The sequence below is a fragment of the Streptomyces sp. NA04227 genome (genome assembly GCF_013364195.1).
Classification (GTDB): domain Bacteria; phylum Actinomycetota; class Actinomycetes; order Streptomycetales; family Streptomycetaceae; genus Streptomyces.
Genome location: NZ_CP054918.1, coordinates 6967548 through 6989536 on the forward strand (window position 1 = coordinate 6967548; position 21989 = coordinate 6989536).

At 72.0% G+C, this 21989-nt stretch carries 17 protein-coding genes; 9 read left to right on the forward strand and 8 right to left on the reverse strand.

All coding sequences use genetic code 11. From position 1 onward, the window contains the following. Window positions 1-24 precede the first annotated feature (24 nt). A complete protein-coding gene (locus HUT18_RS29380) occupies window positions 25-840 on the forward strand; it encodes a MerR family transcriptional regulator (protein WP_176103558.1) in 816 nt (271 codons plus the stop codon). 81 nt (window positions 841-921) lie between these two features. Here HUT18_RS29380 and HUT18_RS29385 read toward each other — a convergent pair whose 3' ends face one another. The 3 genes from HUT18_RS29385 to HUT18_RS29395 all read right to left on the reverse strand — a co-directional run bounded on the left by HUT18_RS29385 (window position 922) and on the right by HUT18_RS29395 (window position 4226). After that, a complete protein-coding gene (locus tag HUT18_RS29385; protein WP_176103559.1) occupies window positions 922-1878 on the reverse strand; it encodes an acyltransferase domain-containing protein in 957 nt (318 codons plus the stop codon). A gap of 165 nt (window positions 1879-2043) precedes the next feature. Beyond that, window positions 2044-3339, reverse strand: a complete 1296-nt coding sequence (locus HUT18_RS29390; protein WP_176103560.1) for a cytochrome P450 — start codon at window positions 3337-3339, stop codon at window positions 2044-2046. After that, window positions 3336-4226, reverse strand: coding sequence for an alpha/beta fold hydrolase (locus HUT18_RS29395; protein ID WP_176103561.1), 891 nt, complete (start codon window positions 4224-4226; stop codon window positions 3336-3338). Before HUT18_RS29395 ends, HUT18_RS29390 begins: the two co-directional genes overlap by 4 nt. Window positions 4227-4647: 421 nt before the next feature. On the opposite strand from HUT18_RS29395, the gene HUT18_RS29400 reads away from it, so the two are divergent. The 5 genes from HUT18_RS29400 (at window position 4648) to HUT18_RS29420 (ending at window position 10894) form a co-directional block, all read left to right on the forward strand. Beyond that, entirely contained in the window at window positions 4648-5331 is a 684-nt protein-coding gene (locus tag HUT18_RS29400) for a hypothetical protein (RefSeq protein WP_254878865.1), read from the forward strand. A 164-nt stretch (window positions 5332-5495) separates the two neighbouring features. After that, window positions 5496-7736, forward strand: coding sequence for a terpene synthase family protein (locus HUT18_RS29405; protein WP_254878866.1), 2241 nt, complete (start codon window positions 5496-5498; stop codon window positions 7734-7736). 270 nt (window positions 7737-8006) lie between these two features. Beyond that, window positions 8007-8660, forward strand: a complete 654-nt coding sequence (locus HUT18_RS29410; protein ID WP_176103562.1) for a PDZ domain-containing protein — start codon at window positions 8007-8009, stop codon at window positions 8658-8660. 216 nt (window positions 8661-8876) lie between these two features. Further along, window positions 8877-9497: a LysE family translocator gene (locus tag HUT18_RS29415; RefSeq protein ID WP_176103563.1), complete on the forward strand. Its 621-nt coding sequence runs from the start codon at window positions 8877-8879 to the stop codon at window positions 9495-9497. A 257-nt stretch (window positions 9498-9754) separates the two neighbouring features. Continuing rightward, window positions 9755-10894 (forward strand): hypothetical protein, encoded by a 1140-nt coding sequence (locus HUT18_RS29420; RefSeq protein WP_176103564.1) that lies wholly within the window; start codon window positions 9755-9757, stop codon window positions 10892-10894. A gap of 72 nt (window positions 10895-10966) precedes the next feature. On the opposite strand, the gene treZ is transcribed toward HUT18_RS29420, so the two are convergent. Further along, the gene (gene treZ, locus HUT18_RS29425; protein ID WP_176103565.1) at window positions 10967-12712 is read right to left on the reverse strand and encodes a malto-oligosyltrehalose trehalohydrolase; all 1746 of its coding nucleotides are present in this window, start codon (window positions 12710-12712) and stop codon (window positions 10967-10969) included. Between the two features lie 270 nt (window positions 12713-12982). On the opposite strand from treZ, the gene HUT18_RS29430 reads away from it, so the two are divergent. After that, the gene (locus tag HUT18_RS29430; RefSeq protein WP_176103566.1) at window positions 12983-13546 is read left to right on the forward strand and encodes a DUF1707 and FHA domain-containing protein; all 564 of its coding nucleotides are present in this window, start codon (window positions 12983-12985) and stop codon (window positions 13544-13546) included. A 171-nt stretch (window positions 13547-13717) separates the two neighbouring features. On the opposite strand, the gene HUT18_RS29435 is transcribed toward HUT18_RS29430, so the two are convergent. Together HUT18_RS29435 and HUT18_RS29440 are read right to left on the reverse strand one after the other, a co-directional pair. Beyond that, complete coding sequence (locus HUT18_RS29435) at window positions 13718-14965, reverse strand: M14 family zinc carboxypeptidase (RefSeq protein ID WP_254878867.1); 1248 nt, start codon at window positions 14963-14965, stop codon at window positions 13718-13720. A gap of 141 nt (window positions 14966-15106) precedes the next feature. Continuing rightward, window positions 15107-15301 (reverse strand): hypothetical protein, encoded by a 195-nt coding sequence (locus HUT18_RS29440; RefSeq protein WP_176103567.1) that lies wholly within the window; start codon window positions 15299-15301, stop codon window positions 15107-15109. A 105-nt stretch (window positions 15302-15406) separates the two neighbouring features. On the opposite strand from HUT18_RS29440, the gene HUT18_RS29445 reads away from it, so the two are divergent. Then, window positions 15407-15856: a VOC family protein gene (locus tag HUT18_RS29445; RefSeq protein ID WP_176103568.1), complete on the forward strand. Its 450-nt coding sequence runs from the start codon at window positions 15407-15409 to the stop codon at window positions 15854-15856. A gap of 229 nt (window positions 15857-16085) precedes the next feature. Beyond that, window positions 16086-18179, forward strand: a complete 2094-nt coding sequence (locus HUT18_RS29450; protein WP_176103569.1) for a phosphocholine-specific phospholipase C — start codon at window positions 16086-16088, stop codon at window positions 18177-18179. A gap of 143 nt (window positions 18180-18322) precedes the next feature. Here the strand turns inward: HUT18_RS29450 and HUT18_RS29455 are convergent, their stop codons facing one another. Together HUT18_RS29455 and treY are read right to left on the reverse strand one after the other, a co-directional pair. After that, window positions 18323-19270 carry a chitosanase gene (locus tag HUT18_RS29455; RefSeq protein ID WP_303246562.1) on the reverse strand — a complete coding sequence of 316 codons (948 nt, stop codon included), beginning with the start codon at window positions 19268-19270 and terminating at the stop codon, window positions 18323-18325. 184 nt (window positions 19271-19454) lie between these two features. Further along, window positions 19455-21899, reverse strand: a complete 2445-nt coding sequence (gene treY / locus HUT18_RS29460; protein WP_176103570.1) for a malto-oligosyltrehalose synthase — start codon at window positions 21897-21899, stop codon at window positions 19455-19457. Window positions 21900-21989: the final 90 nt, after the last annotated feature.

A 21989-nucleotide genomic window follows, 5' to 3' on the forward strand; every position in this document is an offset into this window, starting at 1 on the left:
TGAGGCCTTGAACTCGTTCTCGTCATGTTCAGCATCGGAGATTTCGCCCGCCACGGGCGCGTGTCGGTTCGCATGCTGCGTCACTACGACGCGCTCGGACTGCTGCGCCCCGCCCATGTCGACCCCGTCAGCGGCTACCGCTTCTACGAGGCCGGTCAGTTGTCCCGGCTCAACCGGATCATCGCTCTGAAGGACCTCGGCTTCACGCTCGGTCAGGTGCAGACCATCCTGCACGGCCAACTGGGCGCCGAGGAACTGGAGTCGATGCTCCGGGTGCGCCGGGAGGAACTGGCCGCCGCGGTGGCCGAGGCGACGGCACGGCTGGGGCAGGTCGAGGCGAGGCTCCGGATCATCGCGAGTGAGGGTCTTATGAGCAGTACGGATGTAGTGGTCAAGGCGGTTCCGGCGGTACGGGTCGCCGAACTGAGCGCTGTCGCGGCCGGTTTCCGGCCCGAGGAGATCGGGCCGGTTGTCGGCCCGCTCTTCGAGCGGCTGGATGAACTGTTCGCCAAGGCCGGGGTGACTCCGGCGGGGCCCGGGATCGCGTACTACGAGGACTGTGCGGACGGCGAGGGGATCCGCTGCCACGCGGCGATGGCGGTCGGCCCGGGGGTCACGCAGATCGCGGGCCTGGAACTCGTGGACCTGCCCCCGCTCGCGCGGGCCGCGACCGCGGTGCACCACGGGCCGCCGTCCCGCATCGTGACCACGGCCCAGGTCCTCGCCCACTGGATCGCCGACAACGGCCACCGTTCGGGCGGATACGCACGCGAGGTCTACCTCGAGTGCCCGCCCGACCAGGAGAAGTGGGTCACCGAGATTCAGGAGCCGTTGGTCTGAGGCGGGGGAGGGGCCGGGCCTCGGTGGTCCGGCCCCTCCGCCGGGCCGGTCCCTCGGCTCGTCCGAGGTTTCCGTCCCGGCTCAAGGCAGTCGCAGCAGCCCGTGTGGCGCGTGCCAGTGGCGTCCGGCGCGGAGGTGGGTGACGGCCGCGCGTTCCAGGCTGGTGCGCTGGGGGAGTTGGTCCAGTGGCTGGCCGTTGCGCCGGAAGACGAACTCCAGGACGGATTCGTCGCCGTCCCGCGGTTCTTCGTCCACCCGCTCCCAACGCCGCATGAAACGTACGACGTTGGAGTCCTCGGGCAGATACTCCGCGAGCTGCGGATCGAGCAACCAGGAGTGGCACAAGGCGCGTTCGGCCCCGTGCTCCGGGAAGTGCGCGGCGAAGAACGGGCGGGCCCGGCGGAAGGAGTCGTCGCAGGCCTCGGGTGTCATCGGACCGCCCGTGGCCGGAATGTGCACGTTCAGTACCGGCTCGTCGCGCCAGCGCATCAGCTCGAACTGGAGCCTGCCCAGACGGTGGATGACGCCCCGCAGATGGAGGCTCAGCCAGGTCTGCGTGTTCATACCGCCCGCGCCGAACTTGCGCCGGTGGATGGCGACCATCTCCCCGAGCTGCGTCATCGTGTGCCGGGTGATCTCCTCCGGGATGCCGTGCGCGGCGTGGAAGCGGCGGGTGGCGGGGAGGGTCACGAGGAAGAGGTGGACGTAGAAGTAGCGTGCGGCGTCGCTGTGTTCGTAGGGGAGCGCGTGCAGGGCGGTCTGACCGCCCTGGTGGCCCATGGTGGTCAGCAGGGTCTGGTGGGCGCGCTCCAGGATCCAGCGCAGTACGGGATCCTCGGCCAGGACGGGGAGCGAGTCGACGATCGCGTCCCGGTCCCGTTCGGGCACCTCCAGGTCCTCGAGGAGTGCGTACGCCTCCTCGGCGGTGGGCAGCACCACGGGCTCTGCGGGCGGGCCGGTGTCTTCGAGGGCCATGAACCAGCCGAGGTGCTCCCGCATACCGAGCCGGGCGGCGACCGCGGTCGCGTCGAGTTGCATGGCGGCATTGTTCCAGGCCCGGTGTGCGCCGGGGCGGGGCTTGCCCGCACCGGACCTGTGCGGGGCGGCTCGTACGTGTATACGGGCGGGGCGTACGGGCACACGGGTATGGCTTGCGTTCGGGCCTACGGGCGGTGCGTACGGGAACTGCCCACGGGCCCGCGGTCAGCCCCGCCCGTCCACCTCCACCTCCACCTCCACCGGCAGCGACTTGAGCCCGTTGATGAAGTTGGAGACGAGCCTGCGTGGCGGTCCCGCCGGGCGGAGTTCGGGCAGTGCTTGCTGCAACTCCTCGTGGAGGACGGTCAGTTGGAGGCGCGCGAAGTGGGCGCCGAGGCAGACGTGCGGGCCGTCGCCGAAGGAGACATGGGGGTTGGGGCCGCGGTCGAGGTCCAGGTGGTGCGGGTCGGTGAAGACGCGCTCGTCGTGGTTGGCGGAGGCGTGGAAGACGACCACCTTCTCGCCGGTACGGATTCGGCGGCCGCCGAGTTCGGTGTCCGTGCGGGCGGTGCGCCGGAAGGAGAGCACCGGCGGGTGCATGCGCAGCAACTCCTCGACGGCCGAGGCTGTTGGGGACTGGCCCCTCCTGAGCCGGGCGTAGGCGTCCGGGTGCGAGGCGAGCAGGTTGATACCGCCCGGGGCCGCGGAGCGGACGGTGTCGTTTCCGGCCACGGTCAGGAGGAAGAAGAACATCTCCAGTTCGGGTCCGGTGAGTTCGGGGTCGGTGGCGAGGATCGTGAGGACGTCGTCGGCGGGGTGGCGCCGTTTGAACTCGGCCAGCGAGCGGGCGTAGGCGAACATGTCGCTCAGGGCGGAGGGCGAGCGCGGGTTGACGGGTTTGCCGTCGGGGCCGAGGTCCGGGGGACCGGCCTCGTCCGGGTCCTGGTAGCCGATCACGCGCTGGGTCCAGTGCAGCATCAGGCCCCGGTCGCCCGGCGGGACACCCAGGAGGTCGGTGAGATTGAGCAGGGCGTAGTCGTCGGTCACCGAGGTGACCAGGTCGACCGTGCCGTCCCCCTCACGGGCCGTGCGCAGGGCGTCCGCGAGGAGCGTGCGTGCCCGCTCGCGCGCCGTCGACGCGAACCGGTCCACGCGCCGGGGCGTGAACGCCCGGCTCACGAGTCGGCGCAGCCGCCCCTGCTCCGGCGGATCCTGGTTGAGCATCATGCGCCGGATGAACGGCAGATCCGCCGGGTCGGGGTCGCGGATCTGGGTCGCGCCCAGATGGGACGAGTACGTCGCATGGTCCTTCAGCACCCGCACCACGTCGCTGTGCCGGGTGACCGCCCAGAAACCGGGACCCGCGGGCCAGCCGAGCACTTCCGGCTCCGGCTGCCAGGCGACGGGATGGTGGTCCCGCAGCACACGGTAGTCCTCGTGCGGCAGCCCGGCCGCGTACCGGCGCGGGTCGAAGACGTCCGGCACCGGTGGCGGGGCCTGCGGAATCCCGGTCGGGGTCATGCGTCCGCGCCTGCTCCGGCGCCCGTGCCCGCGCCTGCTCCGGCGCGCGCGCCCGCTTCCGCGCCGTCACCCGCCGCGACCGTCACCGAGGCGCCCGCTCCGGCGCTCGGGCCCTCCGTCTCGTCGGCGCGCAGGAAGTCCTCCACGATCCGCAGCAGTCCGAGCGGGTCCTCGTCCATCGCGTAGTGGCCCGCCGAGGGGAGTTCGGCCAGTTCGGCGTTCACGTACCACCGCATCCAGGTCTGGCGCTGGACCTCGGCCGACAGGGCCGGGTCCAGGGCGCCGACGACGGCGAGGGCGGGCACCGCGGAGCCCGCCACCTCGGTGTGGAAGTCGTCCTTGGCCCAGGAGTCCAGCCAGGCGCGGAAGGCGCGGGCGTCGCTGCGCGCCAGCGAGCGGCGGACCATACGGTCCAGCCAGGCGTCGGGGCGCGTGCCGCCGGTGGTGTTGTCCATGATCGCGCGCCGGTTCTCGGGGTTCTCGGCCGCGCCCGCGAACAACTCCCAGGCCTCGGGCGGCAGCGGGAGCCCGGAGGCCGGTACCGGGGAGACGCCGACGATCCGCCGGACCTGCTCCGGGGCGGCCGCGGCGGCGCGCTGCACGATGCTGCCGCCCATCGAGTGCCCGATCAACGAGTAGCGCTTCCAGCCGAGTTGGGAGGCGAGTGCGCGTACGTCCTCGGCCGCTCGCTCGGTGGTGAACGGGCCCTCGTCGGTCACCGCCTTGCCGTAGCCGCGCAGGTCCACGAAGGCGTACTGGAAGGACCGCCCGTCGAGGTCGGGCAGGAGCGGATCGTAGGCGCTGCGGTCGGCGAGCCAGCCGTGCACGGCGATCACCTTGTGGGGACCCGAGCCGTGCAGGGCGTGAGGAAGGACAAACGAGGACATGCGACTCCGTTCACCTCGCGGCGTCACCGTCGACGGCCGCATCCGGCGCACAGACTCGCGCCCAACTCGGGCGCGCCGCAAGGGTGGAGAAGAGCCAGAAAGGGCGCGAAAGGGTGCGGGGGGGCTCGGGCGGGTACGTGTGGGTCGGCCTCCGGCGGCTGTCCGCCGAGGGCGGAGAGGCCGCCGCGATCGCAAGGGCGTTCGGGACCGGTAGAGTTGGTCTCTTCGGTCGGCGGAAGCCGTCCGGAGTCCGTGAAGGCTGTGCCCGGCAATGACGCATCCCGACGACGCCCCCGTGCGACATGACTCTCCCGCGCGACACGACACTCCCGCGCGACATGAGACCCCCGCGCGAAAGGACACCCCCGCGCGGCTCCGGCTCGACCGCGCCCTGGAGGCCCTGTCCGTCACCTTTCGCGGTATGACCGCCCGTGGCGACGAGAAGCAGTGCGTGTGCCACTGGGGCAGCGAGGAAGAGCTCGCACTGCTGAAGGTCCCGGATGTCGAGCTCGACCCCGACCTGTTGCGCCGCACCTGGGAGGCCACGGACTGGGACGACCACGGCGCGGTGCTGCGGCGCATCCTGCCGCAGTTCGCCGGAGCACTGGTCAACGGCCTTGTGGAGCCCATGTTCGGTATGGACGAGGTGGGGCGCGTGTTCGATCGCGGCGGCTGGCGGCAGTGGCCCGCGCATCAGAGCGCGGCGGTGGGGGAGTTCCTGCACGCCTGGTGGGCGCACAGCCTTCGCACTCCCGACCCGGCTGTTCCCGTCCATGAGCTCCTCGCCCTGTGCGTCGAGGCGTCCGGCACCCTGAGCCCCTGGCTCGCGCACTGGGAGGCGCTCGACGAGAGCACGGCCGACCGGCACCTGGCCGAGGCCGCTGCCCACTGGGAGTACGACCTGCTGGGCGACGAACTCCCCTGGGACGCCTGGGACAACGCGGAAGCCCTGCGTACCGAGCTGGCCGCCTGGCTGGTCCGTTGTGCCCCTGCGCGGCTTCGCCCCTTGGGCGGTCACGAGGAACTGCTGCACCGGGTACGGCTCGTGGGACTGACCGGACCGGACCGCTGGGAAGACCCGCATTGGCCCGGCCACCGCTACTGAGCGGTCCGAGCCGCCCGCCCGGCGGGCGCCGACCGGCTTTCGAGGGGCCTCATGATCGGCTCGCCCCACCCGATCCCGCAGCAGAAACGGCCAGGGTTCACGCGAAGGGGGGATCTCGAAGCGCCGCTCGGATGAGCCCGCGCGCCCCCGGGTAGAGCCGGGCCATGACGCAGCCGTTCGTTCTGCCGGACTTCTACATGCCGTATCCCGCGCGGCTCAGCCCTCATCTGGAGGAGGCCAGAACCCACAGTGCCGAGTGGGCGCGCGAGATGGGCATGCTGGAGGGCTCCGGCGTGTGGGACACATCCGACCTCGAAGCCCACGACTACGCACTCCTGTGCGCGTACACCCACCCCGACTGTGACGGGCCCGCGCTGTCCCTGATCACCGACTGGTACGTGTGGGTCTTCTTCTTCGACGACCACTTCCTGGAGGCGTTCAAGCGCGGCCAGGACCGGGCAGCGGGCAAGGTCCATCTGGAGCGCCTGGCCCGGTTCATGCCGATGGACCTCTCCGAGCCGATGCCCGAGCCCGAGAACCCCGTCGAGGCGGGCCTGGCGGACCTGTGGGTCCGTACCGTGCCCGCGATGTCCCTCGCCTGGCGCGAGCGCTTCGCCGAGGCGACCCGCAATCTGCTCAACGAGTCCGACTGGGAACTCGCCAATATCAACGAGGGCCGGATCTCCAACCCCGTCGAGTACATCGAGATGCGCCGCAAGGTCGGCGGCGCCCCCTGGTCGGCGGGGCTCATCGAGTACGCCACCGCCGAGGTCCCCGAACGCGTCGCGCTCTCGCGGCCGTTGCGTGTTCTGTGCGACGCCTTCTCGGATGGCGTGCATCTGCGCAACGACCTGTTCTCCTACCAGCGCGAGGTGGAGGACGAGGGCGAGCTGAGCAACGGCGTCCTGGTCCTGGAGACCTTCCTCGGCTGTACGACGCAGGACGCGGCCGAGGCCGTCAACGACCTGATCACCTCGCGGTTGCAGCAGTTCGAGGCGACCGCGCTGACCGAACTGCCCGCCGAATGCGCCGAGAAGGCGCTCACCCCCGACGAGTACGCGGCCGTGGCGGCGTATGTGAAGGGGCTCCAGGACTGGCAGTCCGGCGGGCACGAGTGGCACCTGCGCTCCAGCCGCTACATGAACGAGGGCGCGGTCACCGAGGAGCCGGTGCTCGGCGGCCCGACCGGGTTCGGCACCGCGGCCGCGGCCGTGCGGTCCCTTTTCTCACCCGCCAGTGTGCGGCGGCTGCGCAACTACTCGCATGTGCCGTTCCAGCGCGTAGGACCGTCCCAAGTGCCCGATATCGAGACCGGTTTCGAGCTACGGCTCAGCTCGCTGCTGCCGAAGGCACGCGAGAACCTGGTCGACTGGTCGTACGCGATGGGGATCATCTCCGAGGGCCTGTGGGACGAGGAGGACCTGGACCGCTACGACCTCGCCCTGTGCGCGGCCGGGATCTATCCGGACGCCAACCAGGTGGACCTGGACCTCGGTTCGGCCTGGCTGGCCTGGGGCACCTACGGGGACGACTGGTACCCGGCGCTCTACACCCGCACCGGCGACCTCGCCGCGGCCCGGCTGATGCACGAACGGCTCAAGTCCCTGATGATCGTGGAGAATCCGGAGCTGGCCCGGGCCGCCGGGCACCTCAACGCCTTGGAGCGCGGACTCGCGGACCTGTGGGCGCGTACCGCCGGTCCCATGAACATCGAGTCGCGCACGATGTTCCGCAACGGCGTGGTGGAGATGCTGGACGGCTGGCTGTGGGAGGTGTCCAACGAGATCCAGCACCGTATCCCCGACCCGGTCGACTACATCGAGATGCGCCGGGCCACCTTCGGCTCGGAAATGACCACGAGCCTGTCGCGCATCTCGCACGGCAAGCGCCTGCCGGACGCGTTCTACGCCAGCGGACCGATGAAGGCCCTGGTCAACTCCGCCATGGACTACGCCTGTCTGATGAACGACCTGTTCTCGTACCAGAAGGAGATCGAGTACGAGGGCGAGGTGCACAACAGCGTCCTGGTGGTGCAGAACTTCTTCGGCTGCGACTACCCGACGGGCGTCCGTCTGGTGCACGACCTGATGCAGGGCAGGCTGCGCCAGTTCCGGCATGTGGCGGAGAACGAACTCCCGGTCCTGTGCGAGGACTTCGGCCTGGACGCGAAGGGCCGTGAGGTGGTCGACGGCTATGTGCGGGAGCTGGAGAACTGGATCAGCGCGATCCTCAACTGGCACCGGGAGTGCCGCCGTTACCGGGAGGAGTTCCTCGCGCACCGGGTGGGCCCGAGGCCCGTGCCCAAGGGCGAGTATCCGGTGCTGCCGCCTACCGGCACCGTACTGCCCTTCGTGTGGAAGGCGCAGCCGGGCCCCCAGTCGCCGGGGGTCCCCGCGGCGGGCTGAGCGCGGGAGAGCGTGCGCTGAGCGCGCGTTGAGTACGACCGGGCCCCGGTTGGCCCGGTGAGGTGAGCGTGGCCCGGACGCCCGGCGGGAGGGCGTCCGGGCCACGCTGCTGTCCGGGCCATACCGCCGCCCAGGCCCCAAATGGTTTGCGGGCGAAAGAAGTTGGGAAATGGTGGCAACTTTCCGTGATGCCGGATTTCCTCGCGTTGTCACCCGTTCGTGAATCGTGACGAGGGGTGTCGGCGGGTAGATCAGAGGCGGAGGCGAGACATGGAACAGACAGCGTTGCGTCCCAAGCCGATGCCGGGCAGCGAGAAGGCCCGTGCACGCAAGTCCGGCGGACGTCCGGGCGGGGGCGGTGGGCACCGGCCGGGACCCGCGCGCAGGCGGCGACGGCGGCTGATCACCCTGCTGGTGGGGCTGACGGTGGCGGTGGGCCTGGTGCTCTCGGGTGTCGGGCTCGGCACCGTGAGCGCGACCGTGATCGGTATGAGCAAGCTCGCGGACATGCAGAAGTCCGGCGGCGCCCCACCGGGCGGCCCGGCGCAGGGGCAGGCGCCCGCGGACGGGCGGGGCAAGGAGGCGCCCGGGCAGGGCGCCGCCCCGGCCGCCCCCGCGAAGGCGGGCGACGAACCCCGGGCGGAGCGCGGCAAGGACAAGCAGGCCACGCTCGGCATCGAGGCCGTGGACGCCCCCGGCGGCGGCGCGCTCCTGGTGGGCGTGCACGTGCCCGGACCCGGCTACACGGCGGGCCTGGTCCGCGGCGACGTACTGGAGTTGTTCGGTGAACAGCGGATCGGCTCCGCCGCCGACCTGGCGCGGGCGGTCGCCGAGGCGAAGCCCGGCAGGCGGGTCACGCTCACCGTGCGGCACGAGAACGGCGTGCGCCAGCCGCTGTCCGCGATCCCGGGCGTCATGACATGAACCACAGCGGGGCACGGCCCGCTCGGCCCGGCGGGGGTCTTGCCGCCCCCGCCGGGCCGGGGCGGGCAGGGCGCGAAGGCTTCCGGGCCCCGGCGGAAGCCACGGAACGGGGCCGGCGCCGGAGGCTCGCCGCAGGAGTGCCCCCTCTCCCGCCCGCTGCCAGGGCCGCCGAAAAAGGCTGGCACCGCACGCGGCCGGGGGACGACCATGGCCCGTATGCTGCGCACCCTTCTCGCCTTCCTCGGCGCCTGCACCCTGATAGCCGCCTCGCCCGGCCCGAGCACCGTGCTGATCATCAAGCAGTCGCTGCGCAGCAGGCGTTCGGGCTTTCTGACGGTCCTGGGCAACGAGACGGGCGTCTTCCTCTGGGGAGTGATCGCGGCCTTCGGGCTGACCGCACTCCTCGCGGCCTCCGAGCTCGCGTACGACCTGATGCGGATCGTCGGCGCGGTGGTCCTGGTCGTCTTCGGTGTGCAGACGCTGTGGCAGGCGCGACGTACCCGCGCCTCGGAGGGCTTCGACGAACTGGCGGCGCCCCGCTCGGACTGGGCCTCCTACCGCGGCGGGCTGCTGCTGAACCTGGCCAACCCCAAGGCGGCGATCTTCGCCATGTCCTTCCTGCCGCAGTTCGTCCCCGAGGGCGCGCCCCAACTGCCGGTGATGCTCGGCCTCGCCGCGATCTGGGCGCTGTACGAGGTCGGTTACTACGGCGTGTACGTGTGGTGCGTCGGCCGGATGAAGGCAGTCCTGGGGCGGGCCGGTGTGCGGCGCCGTCTGGAGCAGATCTCCGGCGGCGTACTGCTGCTGCTCGGCGCGCGCCTGGCGATGGAGAGCTGAACCGCGCGGACGGTCCGGCTCCCGGAGGGGCGGGGTGCCTTGCCGCCGCTGCGAAGGTGGGTCCGCCCCAAGGCGTGAGTCCGCCGGATTCGGTGAGCTCAATCCTGCGCTCCGGTTGATCAACTCCCAGTTCCCGCAAGTGACTTGGGCCGATCGCCCGTGCAGGGCAACTGTGTGCCCGGGTGAGCGGTCAACTGTGTGGCGGGCGTGAACGGGGGCCCGCGTCCACTTTCCATGACGCCCTGTCAGGAGTACGCATGCGCTCGAATCACCGGACCCACAAAGGAAGCGGGCGGCGCCTCGCCCGTCTCGCCGCCGTCTGCGTCGTCGCCGCGATGACCGCCACGGCGGCCCCGGTGGCGTTCGCCGCCCCGGCCACCGGCAGCGACTGGACGCTCTCCTCGGCCACCACCCTGCACAGCGGCGCCAACCTCAACGCGGTCGCCTCGACCGACCCCTTCCACGCCTGGGCGGCCGGCTCACAGACCGTGCCCGGCAGCGGCGGCCGCTCCGAGGGCGTCCTGCTGCGTTGGAACGGCTTCGGCTGGCACCGGATCACCGACCGCGGTCTGCCGAAGGTCAAGTACTGGGTCTCGGTCGACGCTTCCTCGCCCTGGAGCGTCTACGCCTACGGCTGGGGCGACGAATCCGGCGAGGTCATGGCCCACTTCGACGGACTGCGCTGGAAGGAGTTCCCGCTCGCCGAGCTGCCCGACGGGGCGATCCACGGGTTCTCCGAGGTCGCGGCGACCCACGGGCGCACCTTCATGGCGGGCGAACGGTTCCTCAGCTCCCACGCCAAGGGCCGGTGGACGACGACCGAACTGACCCCCGGGCACGGGGTGAACGACGTCGACGCCCGGTCGGCCCGCGACGCCTGGGCCGTGGGCGGCTTCGCGCATGTCGGCCAGAAGCAGCGGCCGCTGGTCAAACACTGGGACGGCAAGACCTGGAAGGACGCCGGACCCGCCCTGAACAACGTCCAGTTGACGAACGTGTACGCCGAGTCCGCGCGCAGCGTGTGGGTCAGCGGATACGCCACCGGCACCGAGGGCCCCGTACCCAAGGTGCTGCGCTGGGACGGCCGGAAGTGGACGGATGTGACCGGGCCGGTCGCCGGGCTGTGGCCGCAGGCGCTCAGTGGTGACGGGCGCGGCTCGGTGGTGCTGTCCGGCGACCCGGAGGGCTGGGAGGGTCCGCAGGAGTTCTGGCGCTACCGCGACGGCTCCTGGCGCCGCGAGGTCGGCGCCCGGCCCGAGGGGAAGACCCAGGCGTTCACCGTCGCGGACCTCGCCCCCTCGCGCACCGGCCGCTTCTGGGCGGTCGGCAGTTACACGGTCGTCACCGGCGAGCACACCGCCGAGAGCTACGACGCGATCTGGCGCTCGGGACGCTGACCCCGCGGCCGTCCGCAACGGTGAGCGGCTGCCGGGGCGCACCCCGGGCGGCCGCTCACGTGGGCGTGCGGCTCAGGCCTGTGCCAGCACCACGCAGGACTGGCCCGGCACCGTCAACCTGCCCTGGGCATCAGGCGGTTGGACCTCGCCCCAGGCGGCGAGCACGCGGGCGCGGCCCCGGCCGAAGGGGATCGCGGCGGCCTCGTCGCCGAGGTTGACCGCCACGGTGAGGTCGCCGCGCCGGTAGGCGATCCATCCGGCCTCCTCGTCGCAGGCGAGCCGCAGGGCGGCCAGGTCCGGATCGGTGAGGTCGGGGTGATCGCGGCGCAGCGCGATCAGGGTGCGGTACCAGTCGAGGAGCCGTGCGTGCGGCTGCCGGGCGGGCTCCGTCCAGTCCAGACAGGACCGTTCCCGGGTGGCGGGATCCTGCGGGTCGGGGACGTCCGCCTCGGCCCAGCCGTGCGCCGCGAACTCCCGCCGCCTGCCCTGGCGTACGGCCTCCGCGAGCTCCGGATCGGTGTGGTCGGTGAAGTACTGCCACGGCGTGCTCGCACCCCACTCCTCGCCCATGAAGAGCATCGGGGTGAACGGCGCGGTCAGGGTGAGCGTGGCGGCGCAGGCGAGCAGCCCCGGGGTGAGCGAGGCGCTGAGCCGGTCGCCCTGTGCGCGGTTGCCGACCTGGTCGTGGGTCTGGGCGTAGCCGAGCAGCCGGTGCGCCGAGACACGGGCGCGGTCGAGCGGGCGGCCGTGGCGCCGCCCACGGAAGCCGGAGTACGTACCGTCGTGGAAGAAGCCACCGGTGAGCGTCTTGGCCAGCGCGGACAGCGGGGCCTCGGCGAAGTCCGCGTAGTAGCCCTGGGATTCACCGGTCAGGGCGGTGTGCAGGGCGTGGTGGAAGTCGTCGTTCCACTGGGCGTGCAGGCCCAGGCCCCCCTCGCTGCGGGACCGGATCAGGCGCGGGTCGTTGAGGTCGGACTCGGCGATCAGGAACAACGGCCTGCCGACTTCCAGGGCCAGTGTGTCCACTGCCTTCGACAGCGACTCCAGAAACCCGAAGGCCCGGGTGTCGTGCAGGGCGTGCACCGCGTCGAGCCGCAGCCCGTCGAGCCGGTAGTCGCGCAGCCAGGCCAGCGCGCTGCCGAGCAGGAAGTCGCGCACCTCGTCGGAGCCGGCGGCGTCCAGATTGACGGCGGCGCCCCACGGCGTGTGGTGGGTGTCGGTGAAGTACGGCCCGAAGGCGGGCAGTTGGTTCCCGTGCGGACCGAGGTGGTTGTGCACCACGTCCAGGACCACACCGAGCCCCGCGGCATGCGCGCTGTCGACAAAGCGCTTCAGCGCCTCAGGCCCGCCGTAGGGCTCGTGCACCGCCCAGAGCGCGACCCCGTCGTAACCCCACCCGTGTCTGCCGGGGAACGGACACAGCGGCATCAGCTCGACATGCGTGACCCCCAGCTCCGCCAGATGCCCGAGCCGCCCGGCCGCCGCGTCCAGGGTGCCCTCCGGCGTGAAGGTGCCCACGTGCAGTTCGTAGAGCACCGCGCCGGGCAGTCCACGTCCCGCCCAGGGGGCCGTCCAGGTGTGGCGGGCGTGGTCCACGACCGCGCTGAGGCCGCCTGGTCCGTCGGGCTGGCGCGGTGAGCGCGGATCCGGCAGTACGGGGCCGTCGTCGAGCGCGTAACCGTAGCGGGCGCCGTCCGCGGCAGGGGCCTCGCGGGTCCACCAGCCCGGCCGGAGCGGATCGGGGGCCAGGGCCAGTTCGGTCCCCTCCAGATGGAGCGTGACCCTTCCTGCCCGCGGTGCCCACACCTCGAACTGCACGGACGCATCCCCTCTGCCGGACACAGTGACGTCGCCCGTCCATCCTGCGACAGGCCCGCCGGTTCCGCCCCCGGGTCCACCCGACGTCCCGACGGCCACCACGCAATGGCCATCCGGACTTCGCCCTGCTCCACACAGCCGCATTTCCCGGCCGACCTGGGACTCTTCCGGCCACGATGTACGTACTTCCTGGTCACAGCCTTGTAAGAGCCATCCCGTAAATGACGGACCGGGTGGACACTTCGGGCGGCGCTGATCGACAATCTCCGGGTGACGTCGTCTTACGAGTTCCCAGCGGTCCCCGCGCGGCTCTCCGACGCCGAGCGCGACCAGGCGCTGCAGGTGCTCAGGGAGGGCGCCGCGGCAGGCAAGCTGTCCCACGACACCTTCCTGCGGCGGATGGAGCTGGCGCTCGCCGCCCGCCGCCCGGACCAACTCGCCGTGCTCACCGCGGACTTGGCCGAGGACCGGTCCCCGGAGGGCCCGGTGCAGCGCGCCGTGTTCGGTGGCGTGCGCGCCGTCTCCGGCTTCACCCAGCGGATGCGCAGGGTCTGGCAGACCGAACGTCTGCCGGTGCTCCGACTGCCCGCGGCCGCCGACGGCAAGCCGTTGCGGATAGGGCGGGAACCGGGCAACGGCCTGCGGCTCAGCCACGAGACCGTCTCCCGGGTGCACGCCGAACTCGTACGCCAGGGCGGCATGTGGGTACTGCGGGACCTCGGCTCCAGCAACGGCACCTGCGTGAACGGCCGCCGGGTCATCGGAGCCGCCGTCGTCCAGGACGGCGACCAGGTCAGCTTCGGCCAGATGTCCTTCCGGCTCTCCGGGAACTGATCGGGCCTAACACCTGGGGATCGGGCGCAACACCTGGGGAGGGAACGGACGCGGGCAGCGCGTTCTGAATTCCGCGCGCCGGGCGTGCCAGCAGGGCCCGCCGCTACCCGCATCTGTCACGCCGTTACGTATATCCGCTCTCCGCGCGGCCCCGCCCGAACGGACCCTGCCTCAATTGGCCCACGCCGCTTGCCGGGCCGCCGCGAGCACGGTACGGGACTGGTGCTCCACCTGGTGTTCCAGCGGTATCCACCGGGCCCGGAAGCCGTCGGCGAAGCTCTCGCACCAGGTGGTGACCAGAGCCTGGAGCCGGGGCGCGGCGGGGTCCTCGGCCGCCCGGAGCAGGCGCAGCAGCATGGCACCGGCGCGCAGCGGCAGCCGCCGCCCGAAGGCGTCGAGGCTGCCGACACAGGCCACGGTCGTCCCCGGGGCCGCGCCCCTGCCCCAGTCCTCGGCGAGCCCGGGGGCCAGGTCCAGCGCCCAGCGCGCGCCGCGCAGCAGCGGCCCGTCCGCGCCGGGCAGCCGGGGCAGCGCCTCGGCCAGGATCTCCTCCACCTGCCCGGCCTGGACCCGCAGCCGCCGCGCGATGTGCCGTACGGCCAGGTCGGGCGCCGGATGCGGAGCCGGGTCGTCGACCAGGTCGCTCGCCCACATCGGGACCTCGACGACCGCGGTCAGGCCCCCGTACCGGTGGGCGTGGTGCCAGGTGCTGCACCGGGGGTCCTCCGGAAGGCTGGGGAAGGCGGCCTCGCCGTCCCCGTCCGGCATCACATGGACGCCGGGACCGGCACAGCGCCAGCCGGTCGCGTCCGAGGCGCCGGTCTCCAAGGGGATGTGCAGCGCGGCCGCCGACTTGGCGAACGGCTCGGCGAGGCCGGGCACGTCCCGGGTCAACTGCACCCAGCTGCCGCCGAGTTCGGTGGCGTGCAGGGAGATCTGGAGGTACGGCCGGACATGGTCGATGACCCCGGTCAGGGCCCGTGTCTCGGGCGGCAGGCGGTCCGGCGGGAGGATGGAGGGCGACCATTCCGGCTGTTCGGGACCCGCGGGCCGGAAGAAGTGCCGGTGGTAGTCGAGCAGTGAACGCGGCGCGGGGCTGCGGTGCAGACCGGCGCCGTCCGGATCGGCGCAGAGCAGGAGGTGCCAGGAGCAGGCGGCCCGCAGCGCACTGTCGTCCAGGGCGCGGCGGGCCAGCTCCAGCACGGTGGACCCGCCGGTCGGTTCGTTGGCGTGGGCGCCCGCGACGACCAGCACCGAGCGCGTGGCGTGACCCACCGACAGCAGGTGCACCGGCTGCCCGGCACGGGAGGTACCCACCTGCGAGAGGCTGCACAGCGCGGGCTGTGCGGCGGCCAACTCCCGTGCCGAGCCGATGAGTTCGGGCACGCTGGGATAGCGCTGTCCGGTCAGGTGACTCACCCCCGTACGATCCCTCGACGCAAGGCAGTAGCCCACGCCGCAGATGACGAGTCAAGGCGGCTTTCCGGTGCCGGGCAAGGCCCCTGCGCCCCTCCCCACGAGATCTGCAGAAGCGTTTCTACCTGTGTTTCTTCGGATGCCTCAGGAGGCGGGTGGGGTGGGCGTCGTGGCGCAGGCGGCGGGAGCGTCTGCGTCCGGCAGCGGAGCGTCTGTCGTACGCGGGTCGTACGACTCGGGTTCGTAGGCGAGAGCGACCCGCACCTCGGGGGAGAGGTCGTCCGCGAGCGGGGCCCGTTGCGCGGGTTGGGCGGCGCAGCAGCATGGCACCGCCGGCACTCCATCGCACCCGCGCCCCTCACCTGCCCGTACACAAATATCGCGAATGACCACGGTGGCCCACCCTGGAAGGTGCGCCCGACAGACATCAGGAGGTGTCACTCCATGCCCGCAGACCTTCCGGCTCCGGAGTCAGGACTGCTGCTCACCCACTTCCTCACCGTCGCGGACGTCCCGCGCTCGCGTGCGTTCTATCGGGACGTGCTCGGTGGCGAAGTCGTCCTCGACGAGAATCCGTGCATCGTGAAGCTTGCGAACGGCTGGCTCATCATGAATCCGGGCGGTGGTCCGACGCCGGACAAGCCCGACGTCACCCTCCGTCCGCCGACCGATCCGGGAACGGCGACGAGCTTTCTGAACATTCGTGTGGCGGACATCGAGCAGTGCTACCGCGACTGGCGTGGCAAGGGTGCCGAGTTCCTCACCCCGCCGATCGACCGGAAGGCCGAGATCCGCTGCTATCTGCGCGACCCGGACGGCTATCTCATCGAGGTCGGTCAGGCCACGGGCATGCTGCGGGGCGTCTTCGCCGATCGGCCCGCCGAGTCCGGCTGAACGTCGCCTCGCGAGGAGCCGGGGCTGTGACACGGCCCGCGACGGAGGTGCCTGGTCGGGTGGCCGTGTCACTCCAGCGGCGTCGTGCTACCGGTGCGTACCGGAGGACATTTCACCATTGTGTTGTCGCCGGGTCTTCCCATCGACATCCGCTCCGCATACCGTCCAGCGCTGTAACCATCAATGGTTCGCAGCCGAACCATTGTCGTCGTCGGCGAAGAGAGCGCGCATGTCACCGGATATCTCACGCAGAAGGATGCTCGCACTCGGGGGAGGAGCCGTCGGTGGTGTGGCCGCCGGCTCGTTGTTGCCGCCGTCGCTCCAGGCCGCGCTCGCCGCCGAACCGCCGACGGGCGGTCTGCGGGCCGTGAAGCACGTGGTGATCCTGATGCAGGAGAACCGGTCCTTCGACCACTACTTCGGCGCCCTGCGCGGGGTGCGCGGCTTCGGGGACCGCAATGCCGTCGAACTGCCCTCGGGCAAGCCGGTCTTCGAGCAGCCGGGTCCGATGGGCACCGTCCTGCCGTTCCCCGTCCGCGACGCGGCCGAGGCCCAGAGCAAGGACCTTCAGTACATCGGTGACCTCGACCATTCCTGGTCCGGTGGGGCGAAGGCGTGGCGCGGTGGCTGGATGGACGGGTGGATCACCGCGAAGACCGCGGCCACGATGGCGTACTACGACCGCCGGGACCTGCCGTTGCACTACGAACTCGCGGACACGTTCACCATCTGCGACGCCTACCACTCCTCCACCCACACCTCGACGAGCCCCAACCGCAACCACTTGTGGAGCGGTTGGACCGGCTACGAGGCCGACGGCAGTCGCGCCGTGACGAACGCGGCGTACGCCGAGGGGACTCACCCCGGTTACCCGTGGCCCACGTACGCGGAGCGCCTGGAGAAGGCAGGCCGTACGTGGAAGACGTACACGGAGTGGGAGAACTTCACCGACAACAACATCGAGTTCTTCACCACCTCCAAGAAGATCGCGCGCAAGGCGCTGGCGAAGGCCGGTGACTTCACGTACATGGAGGCCTTCTACGCGAAGGTGCGCGAGACCGAGGACGCCGCCGAGCGCGACCGCCTGCTCGCCGCGCTCGACGAGGGCGTGAAGACGCTGAGCGTCGCCGAGCGCTCCCTGTTCGAGCGTGGGCTGCGCCGGGTCGAGACGGGCGGGCTCGCCGACGCCTTCCGCGCCGACGTCGCCGCGGGCACGCTGCCCGAGGTCTCCTACCTCGTACCGTCGGCCGTCGACAGCGAGCACCCCGGCTCCTCCTCGCCGATCGCCTCAGCCTCGCTCGTCTACAAGGTGCTCGACGCGCTCGCCTCGTACCCCGAGGAGTGGCGCCACACCGTGCTGCTGATCAACTACGACGAGAACGACGGCTTCTTCGACCATGTCCCGCCGCCCGTGCCCCCGGCCGACAACACCGAGGAGCGCTGGCAGCAACTGCCCACAGGTCTCGGCATCCGGGTGCCGATGCTCGTGGTCTCGCCCTGGTCCGTGGGTGGTTACGTCTGCTCCGAGGTCTTCGACCACACCTCGGTGATCCGGCTGCTCGAGAAGTGGACCGGGATCGAGGAACCGAACATCACGCGGTGGCGGCGCACGGTCACCGGCGATCTCACCTCCGCGTTCGACTTCGGGCGCGGCAAACCGCAGCCCGAGGTGGCACAGCCGGGGCCGATCCCGCCGTTCACCGGCCGCTGGCGCCCGGCGCCGCCCGCGGAGCAGCACATGCCGGTCCAGGAGTCGGGCACCCGCCCGGCGCGTCCGCTTCCCTACCGCCCCGACGCGCACGCGAAGTTGGACGGCGGGACGGTCACGGTGGCGTTGCGCAACAGCGGGCGCGCCAGCGCGCACTTCGCGCTCTACCCGTACGCGGGCGAGTTCGACGTTCCGCAGCACAAGGACGTGAAGGGCCGGGCGCAGTGGAGTGTGCCTGTCCACGGTGACAGCTACCGGTTCACCGTCACCGGCCCCAACGGCTTCCGGCGCGAGTTCGCGGGGCGGGCCGAGCAGGTCGCCCAGGTCGGCTCGCGCATCGACCACGACGACCGCGAGGTGCACCTCACCCTCCGCAACTCGGGCAGCGCGCCCGTCACCTTCACCGTCCGCCCGCTCGGCTACGTCGACGAGGCCGATCGGCGCAAGCGCACCCGCCGCATCACGGTCAAGGCAGGCGGCAGCCGTACGGTGGCGCACTCCGCGGCCAAGGCACACGGCTGGTACGACATCGAGGTGACCGCCGACGGTGACGAGGGCTTCCGCCGCCGACTCATGGGCCACATCGAGAACGGCCGGGCCAGCGTCTCCGGCTGAGCCCCACACGTGAACCGCCCGGCACGGGGCGCGGGAGTCCAAGCGCATGGTCGTACGGCTTCCGCGCACCCGTGCCGGGTGGCGTCATGAAAGGGGCCAGCAGCCCAAGGGGCGTCCGCGAAAGCGGTGGTGGCGGCGGGCCGTCAGTCGATGCGGTAACTGTCCCCGTACACCTGCCAGTTCAGCGGTGTGTCGAGGCCGAGGTTGCCCTCGTTCAGAAACTTGCGCTGTGCGGTGTCGACCCGGCTGGTATCCGAGTGCGCCTCCTCCCGTTTCATCACCCGGACCCGGGCGTCCAGGAAGGCGTGCAGCCAGGCGACTTCGGCCCCGCCGTCGGCCGGCGGCGCGGCCGAGGCGCGCGCGGCGGCACGGATGCCGCCGAAGCTCTCCTCGTCCTCGCCGGGTCCGTGCATCACCATCGCGTCGTAGTAGATGAACTGGCCGAGCACACCGATCCGGTCACGCTTGCCCTGACGCACCGCGGGGTCGAAGTAGACGCGGTCGCGTTCCCGGTCCTGGGCACGCCGAAAGGGCTGCCCCTCGGACGCCGTACGCCAGTCGCGTTCGAAGGCGGGGCCGAGCCCCTCGTGCGAGTCGGTTCCGTCGACCGCGCGCAGGGCGGGCAGGTACCTCGCGAGGATGCTGCCCGGCTCGTCCCGTACGTGGTTCTCGACGAGTTGGAGCATGTCGCCGGTGCCCGAGCAGAAGCCGACGATGCCCGCGGTATAGCCGCGCCCGTCACCGATGTCCTCGATGTACGGGTACTGCGCGCGCCAGTCCAGCGAGGAGTTCTCGGCGCTGGCGACCAGTTGCATCGCGATCTCCTTCTTCGCCGGGTCGTCCAGCCCGCGCGCGGCGGCACGAGGGCCCGGGGCGCCGGGCGCGGGGCCGTCCGCGTCGTAGGGCCGCCAGCCGAGTGCGGCGAGGGTGGCCGCGGCGGGCACCGCGACCATCGCGAGCCCGAACAGGATTCCGGCCGCGGAGTGCGACCGGGGACGGCGCGGGGGACGCTGTGGGTTCACCATGACCTCCGGGTGGGGGAGTTGGGGGCGGCGGCGCCCTGCCCCGTCGTCGGCGCCGTCGATGACCACCTGATAGTTGGGTTCCCGGTCCGGTTGGTCCAGGACCGGATACGAGTGCGGGGGCGGGGGCGCGTTGGAGGCCCAACGGCGCGTTCGGCAACGGAAGGTAGGCCCTTCGGCCCCGCGTTCGGCGAAGGCGGGCGGCCCTCGGACCTCCGCGTTCGGCAAAGGCAGGTGGCCCCTCGGACCTCCGTCACCGATTCCCCACCGCCCCGTCCTCCCCACCACCCGCCAACTCCCGCTCCAGCAAAGCGAACCCCCGCACCCCGAACACCTCCGCCACCGGCACCCGCCCCTCCCATTCCGACCCGTCGAGTACGTCACGCCACCGCCCCGCCGGGAGCGGCAGTTTCGTACCGTGCCAGCCGCCCTGCCCGTCGAGCCGCAGCGGGAGCCGGGTCACCGCGGTCAGTACGGCGCCGGAGCGCGTGAACGCAAGACAGTGTGCGGCGGCCTGGCCCTCGGCGTGGAGCGGTTCGTACGTGGCGGTGGCACCGAAGACCTCGGGCCGGTCACGGCGCAGCCGTAGGGCGGCGGAGGTCAACGCCCTTTTGTGGGCGGACAGTTCGTCGTCGGGCCTGCCTTCGTGCGCCGCCGGACCGGTGCTCCCGGCCGGGGCCAACGGCCGCCGGTTGTCCGGGTCCACGAGCGCCCGGTACTCCTCCTCGGTGCCCTGGTAGAGGTCGGGCACCCCGGGCATCGTCAGGTGCAGCAGCGCGGCGCCCAGGATGTGCGCGCCGACGTACGGCCGCAGCTCGGCGTCGAACGCGGCCAGGGCCTTCCACGCGGGGCCACCCGGCCCCTCGGCCACGAACCGCGCCACCGCCTGCTCGTACTCCTCGTCCTGCTCGGTCCAGGTGGTCCGCAGACCCGCCTCGCGCACGTGCTTGAGCACCGCGTCCCGCAGCCGGTCCACGTCCGGGACACCGAGGCCGAGTGCGGACTGCCATACGGCCCAGGCCAGTTGATGATCGGGGGCGGGCGCGGCGGCGCCGCCGGTGCGGGAGGTGCGCTCGGTCAGCTCGCCGAGCAACTCCGCCCAGCGGTCGGGGCACTGGGTGAGGACGGAGACCGCCGCCCGTACGTCCGCGCTGCGTTTGGTGTCGTGAGTGGTCAGGACGGTGCCGGAGAGCGGCCAGTCGGTCTGGAGCCGGGCGCAGAACGCGTGGAAGGCGGCGGGGGTCAGGGCCGGGACGCCGGGTTCGCCGCCGACCTCGTTCGCGCTGAGCAGTGGCACGTACCGGTAGAAGGCCGCGTCCTCCAGCGACTTGGCGCGCAGGGCGGAGGCGGTCTGCGCGAAGCGTGCCGCGAAGGCCCGTTGGCGCGGGCCGGGGCAGCGTCGGCCGAGCACCAGATCGCGGACCGCGTCCACGGCCGCCGCCTCCTGGGCCACCGCGAACGCTGCCCGGGCCTCGGCCGCCGCCTCCTCGGTGAGGACCTGGGCGGCGCCCTGCCCCGGGTACGGGCGATAGACCGGCAGCCGGACGAGCAGTTCCCGCAGCGCCGTGCGCAGCGCCCAGGGCGCGTGGTCGCGCAGCGCCGGTTCCTCGGCGCACAGCCGTACGCACTCCCGGGTCAGGCGCGCGGTCTCGGCGGCCAGGTCCCGGGTGACGACCTGCCGGGCGGTACGCGCGGCGGTGGCCGCGAAGTCGCCGCCGAGATCGTCGGGCGGGGCGGCGAAGTGGCGGAAGTGCACGCGCAGTTGGGCTGCGCCCTCCGGGTCGGTGAGCACACCGTCCAGGTGCCGCAGGGCGTCGTACCCGGTGGTGCCCGCGGCCCGCCAGTCGGAGGGCAGACCTTCGCCGTCCGCGAGGATCTTCTCGACCACCGTCCAGCAGCCGCCGCTCGCCTCGTGCAGCCGGGCCAGATAGGCGGCCGGGTCGGCGAGCCCGTCCGGGTGGTCGATGCGCAGGCCGTCGGCCACGCCGTCCGCGAGCAGCCCAAGGACCGTCCCATGAGTGGCCGCGAAGACCTCCGGGTCCTCGACGCGTACCCCGATCAGCTCGGAGACGGTGAAGAAGCGCCGGTAGTTGAGCTCGGTGCGGGCCAGCCGCCACCAGCCGAGCCGGTAGAACTGCGCCGCGAGCAGCTCGGGCAGCGGCAGGTGTGCGGTGCCCGCGCGCAGCGGGAAGACGTGCTCGTGGTAGCGCAGGACCTCGCCGTCCACGCGCAGCTGCGCCAACTCCTGCCCGAGCGGCGCCCCGAGCACCGGCAGCAGCACCCGGCCGTCCTGCGCCTCCCAGTCGATGTCGAACCAGCGCGCGTACGCGGAGCCGGGCCCCTCGCGCAGCACCTGCCAGAGCTGCCGGTTGTGGCGGGGTGCGGCGGCCATGTGATTGGGCACCAGGTCGAGTACGAGGCCGAGCCCGTGCGCGCGCGCCCGCGCGGACAGCCGCCGCAACCCCTGCTCGCCGCCGAGTTCCTGGCGTACCCGCGAGTGGTCCACGACGTCGTACCCGTGCGTCGAACCCGGTACCGCCTCCAGTACCGGCGACAGATGCAGATGCGAGACACCGAGCGCGGCGATCCGCGGCAGCACCGCCTCGGCCGCGGCGAAGCCGAAGGCGGGCTGGAGCTGGAGCCGGTAGGTGGCGGTGGGCGGCCGGGGCGCCGGGCGGCGGGGGAGTGCGGAGGTCATGCGGGACTACGTACCCGTCGGGTGCCCGGGCTTGTCGCGGGGGCGGGCGAGTGCCCCCGACTGCACGTACGGCGCCGCGCGCGTCCGCCC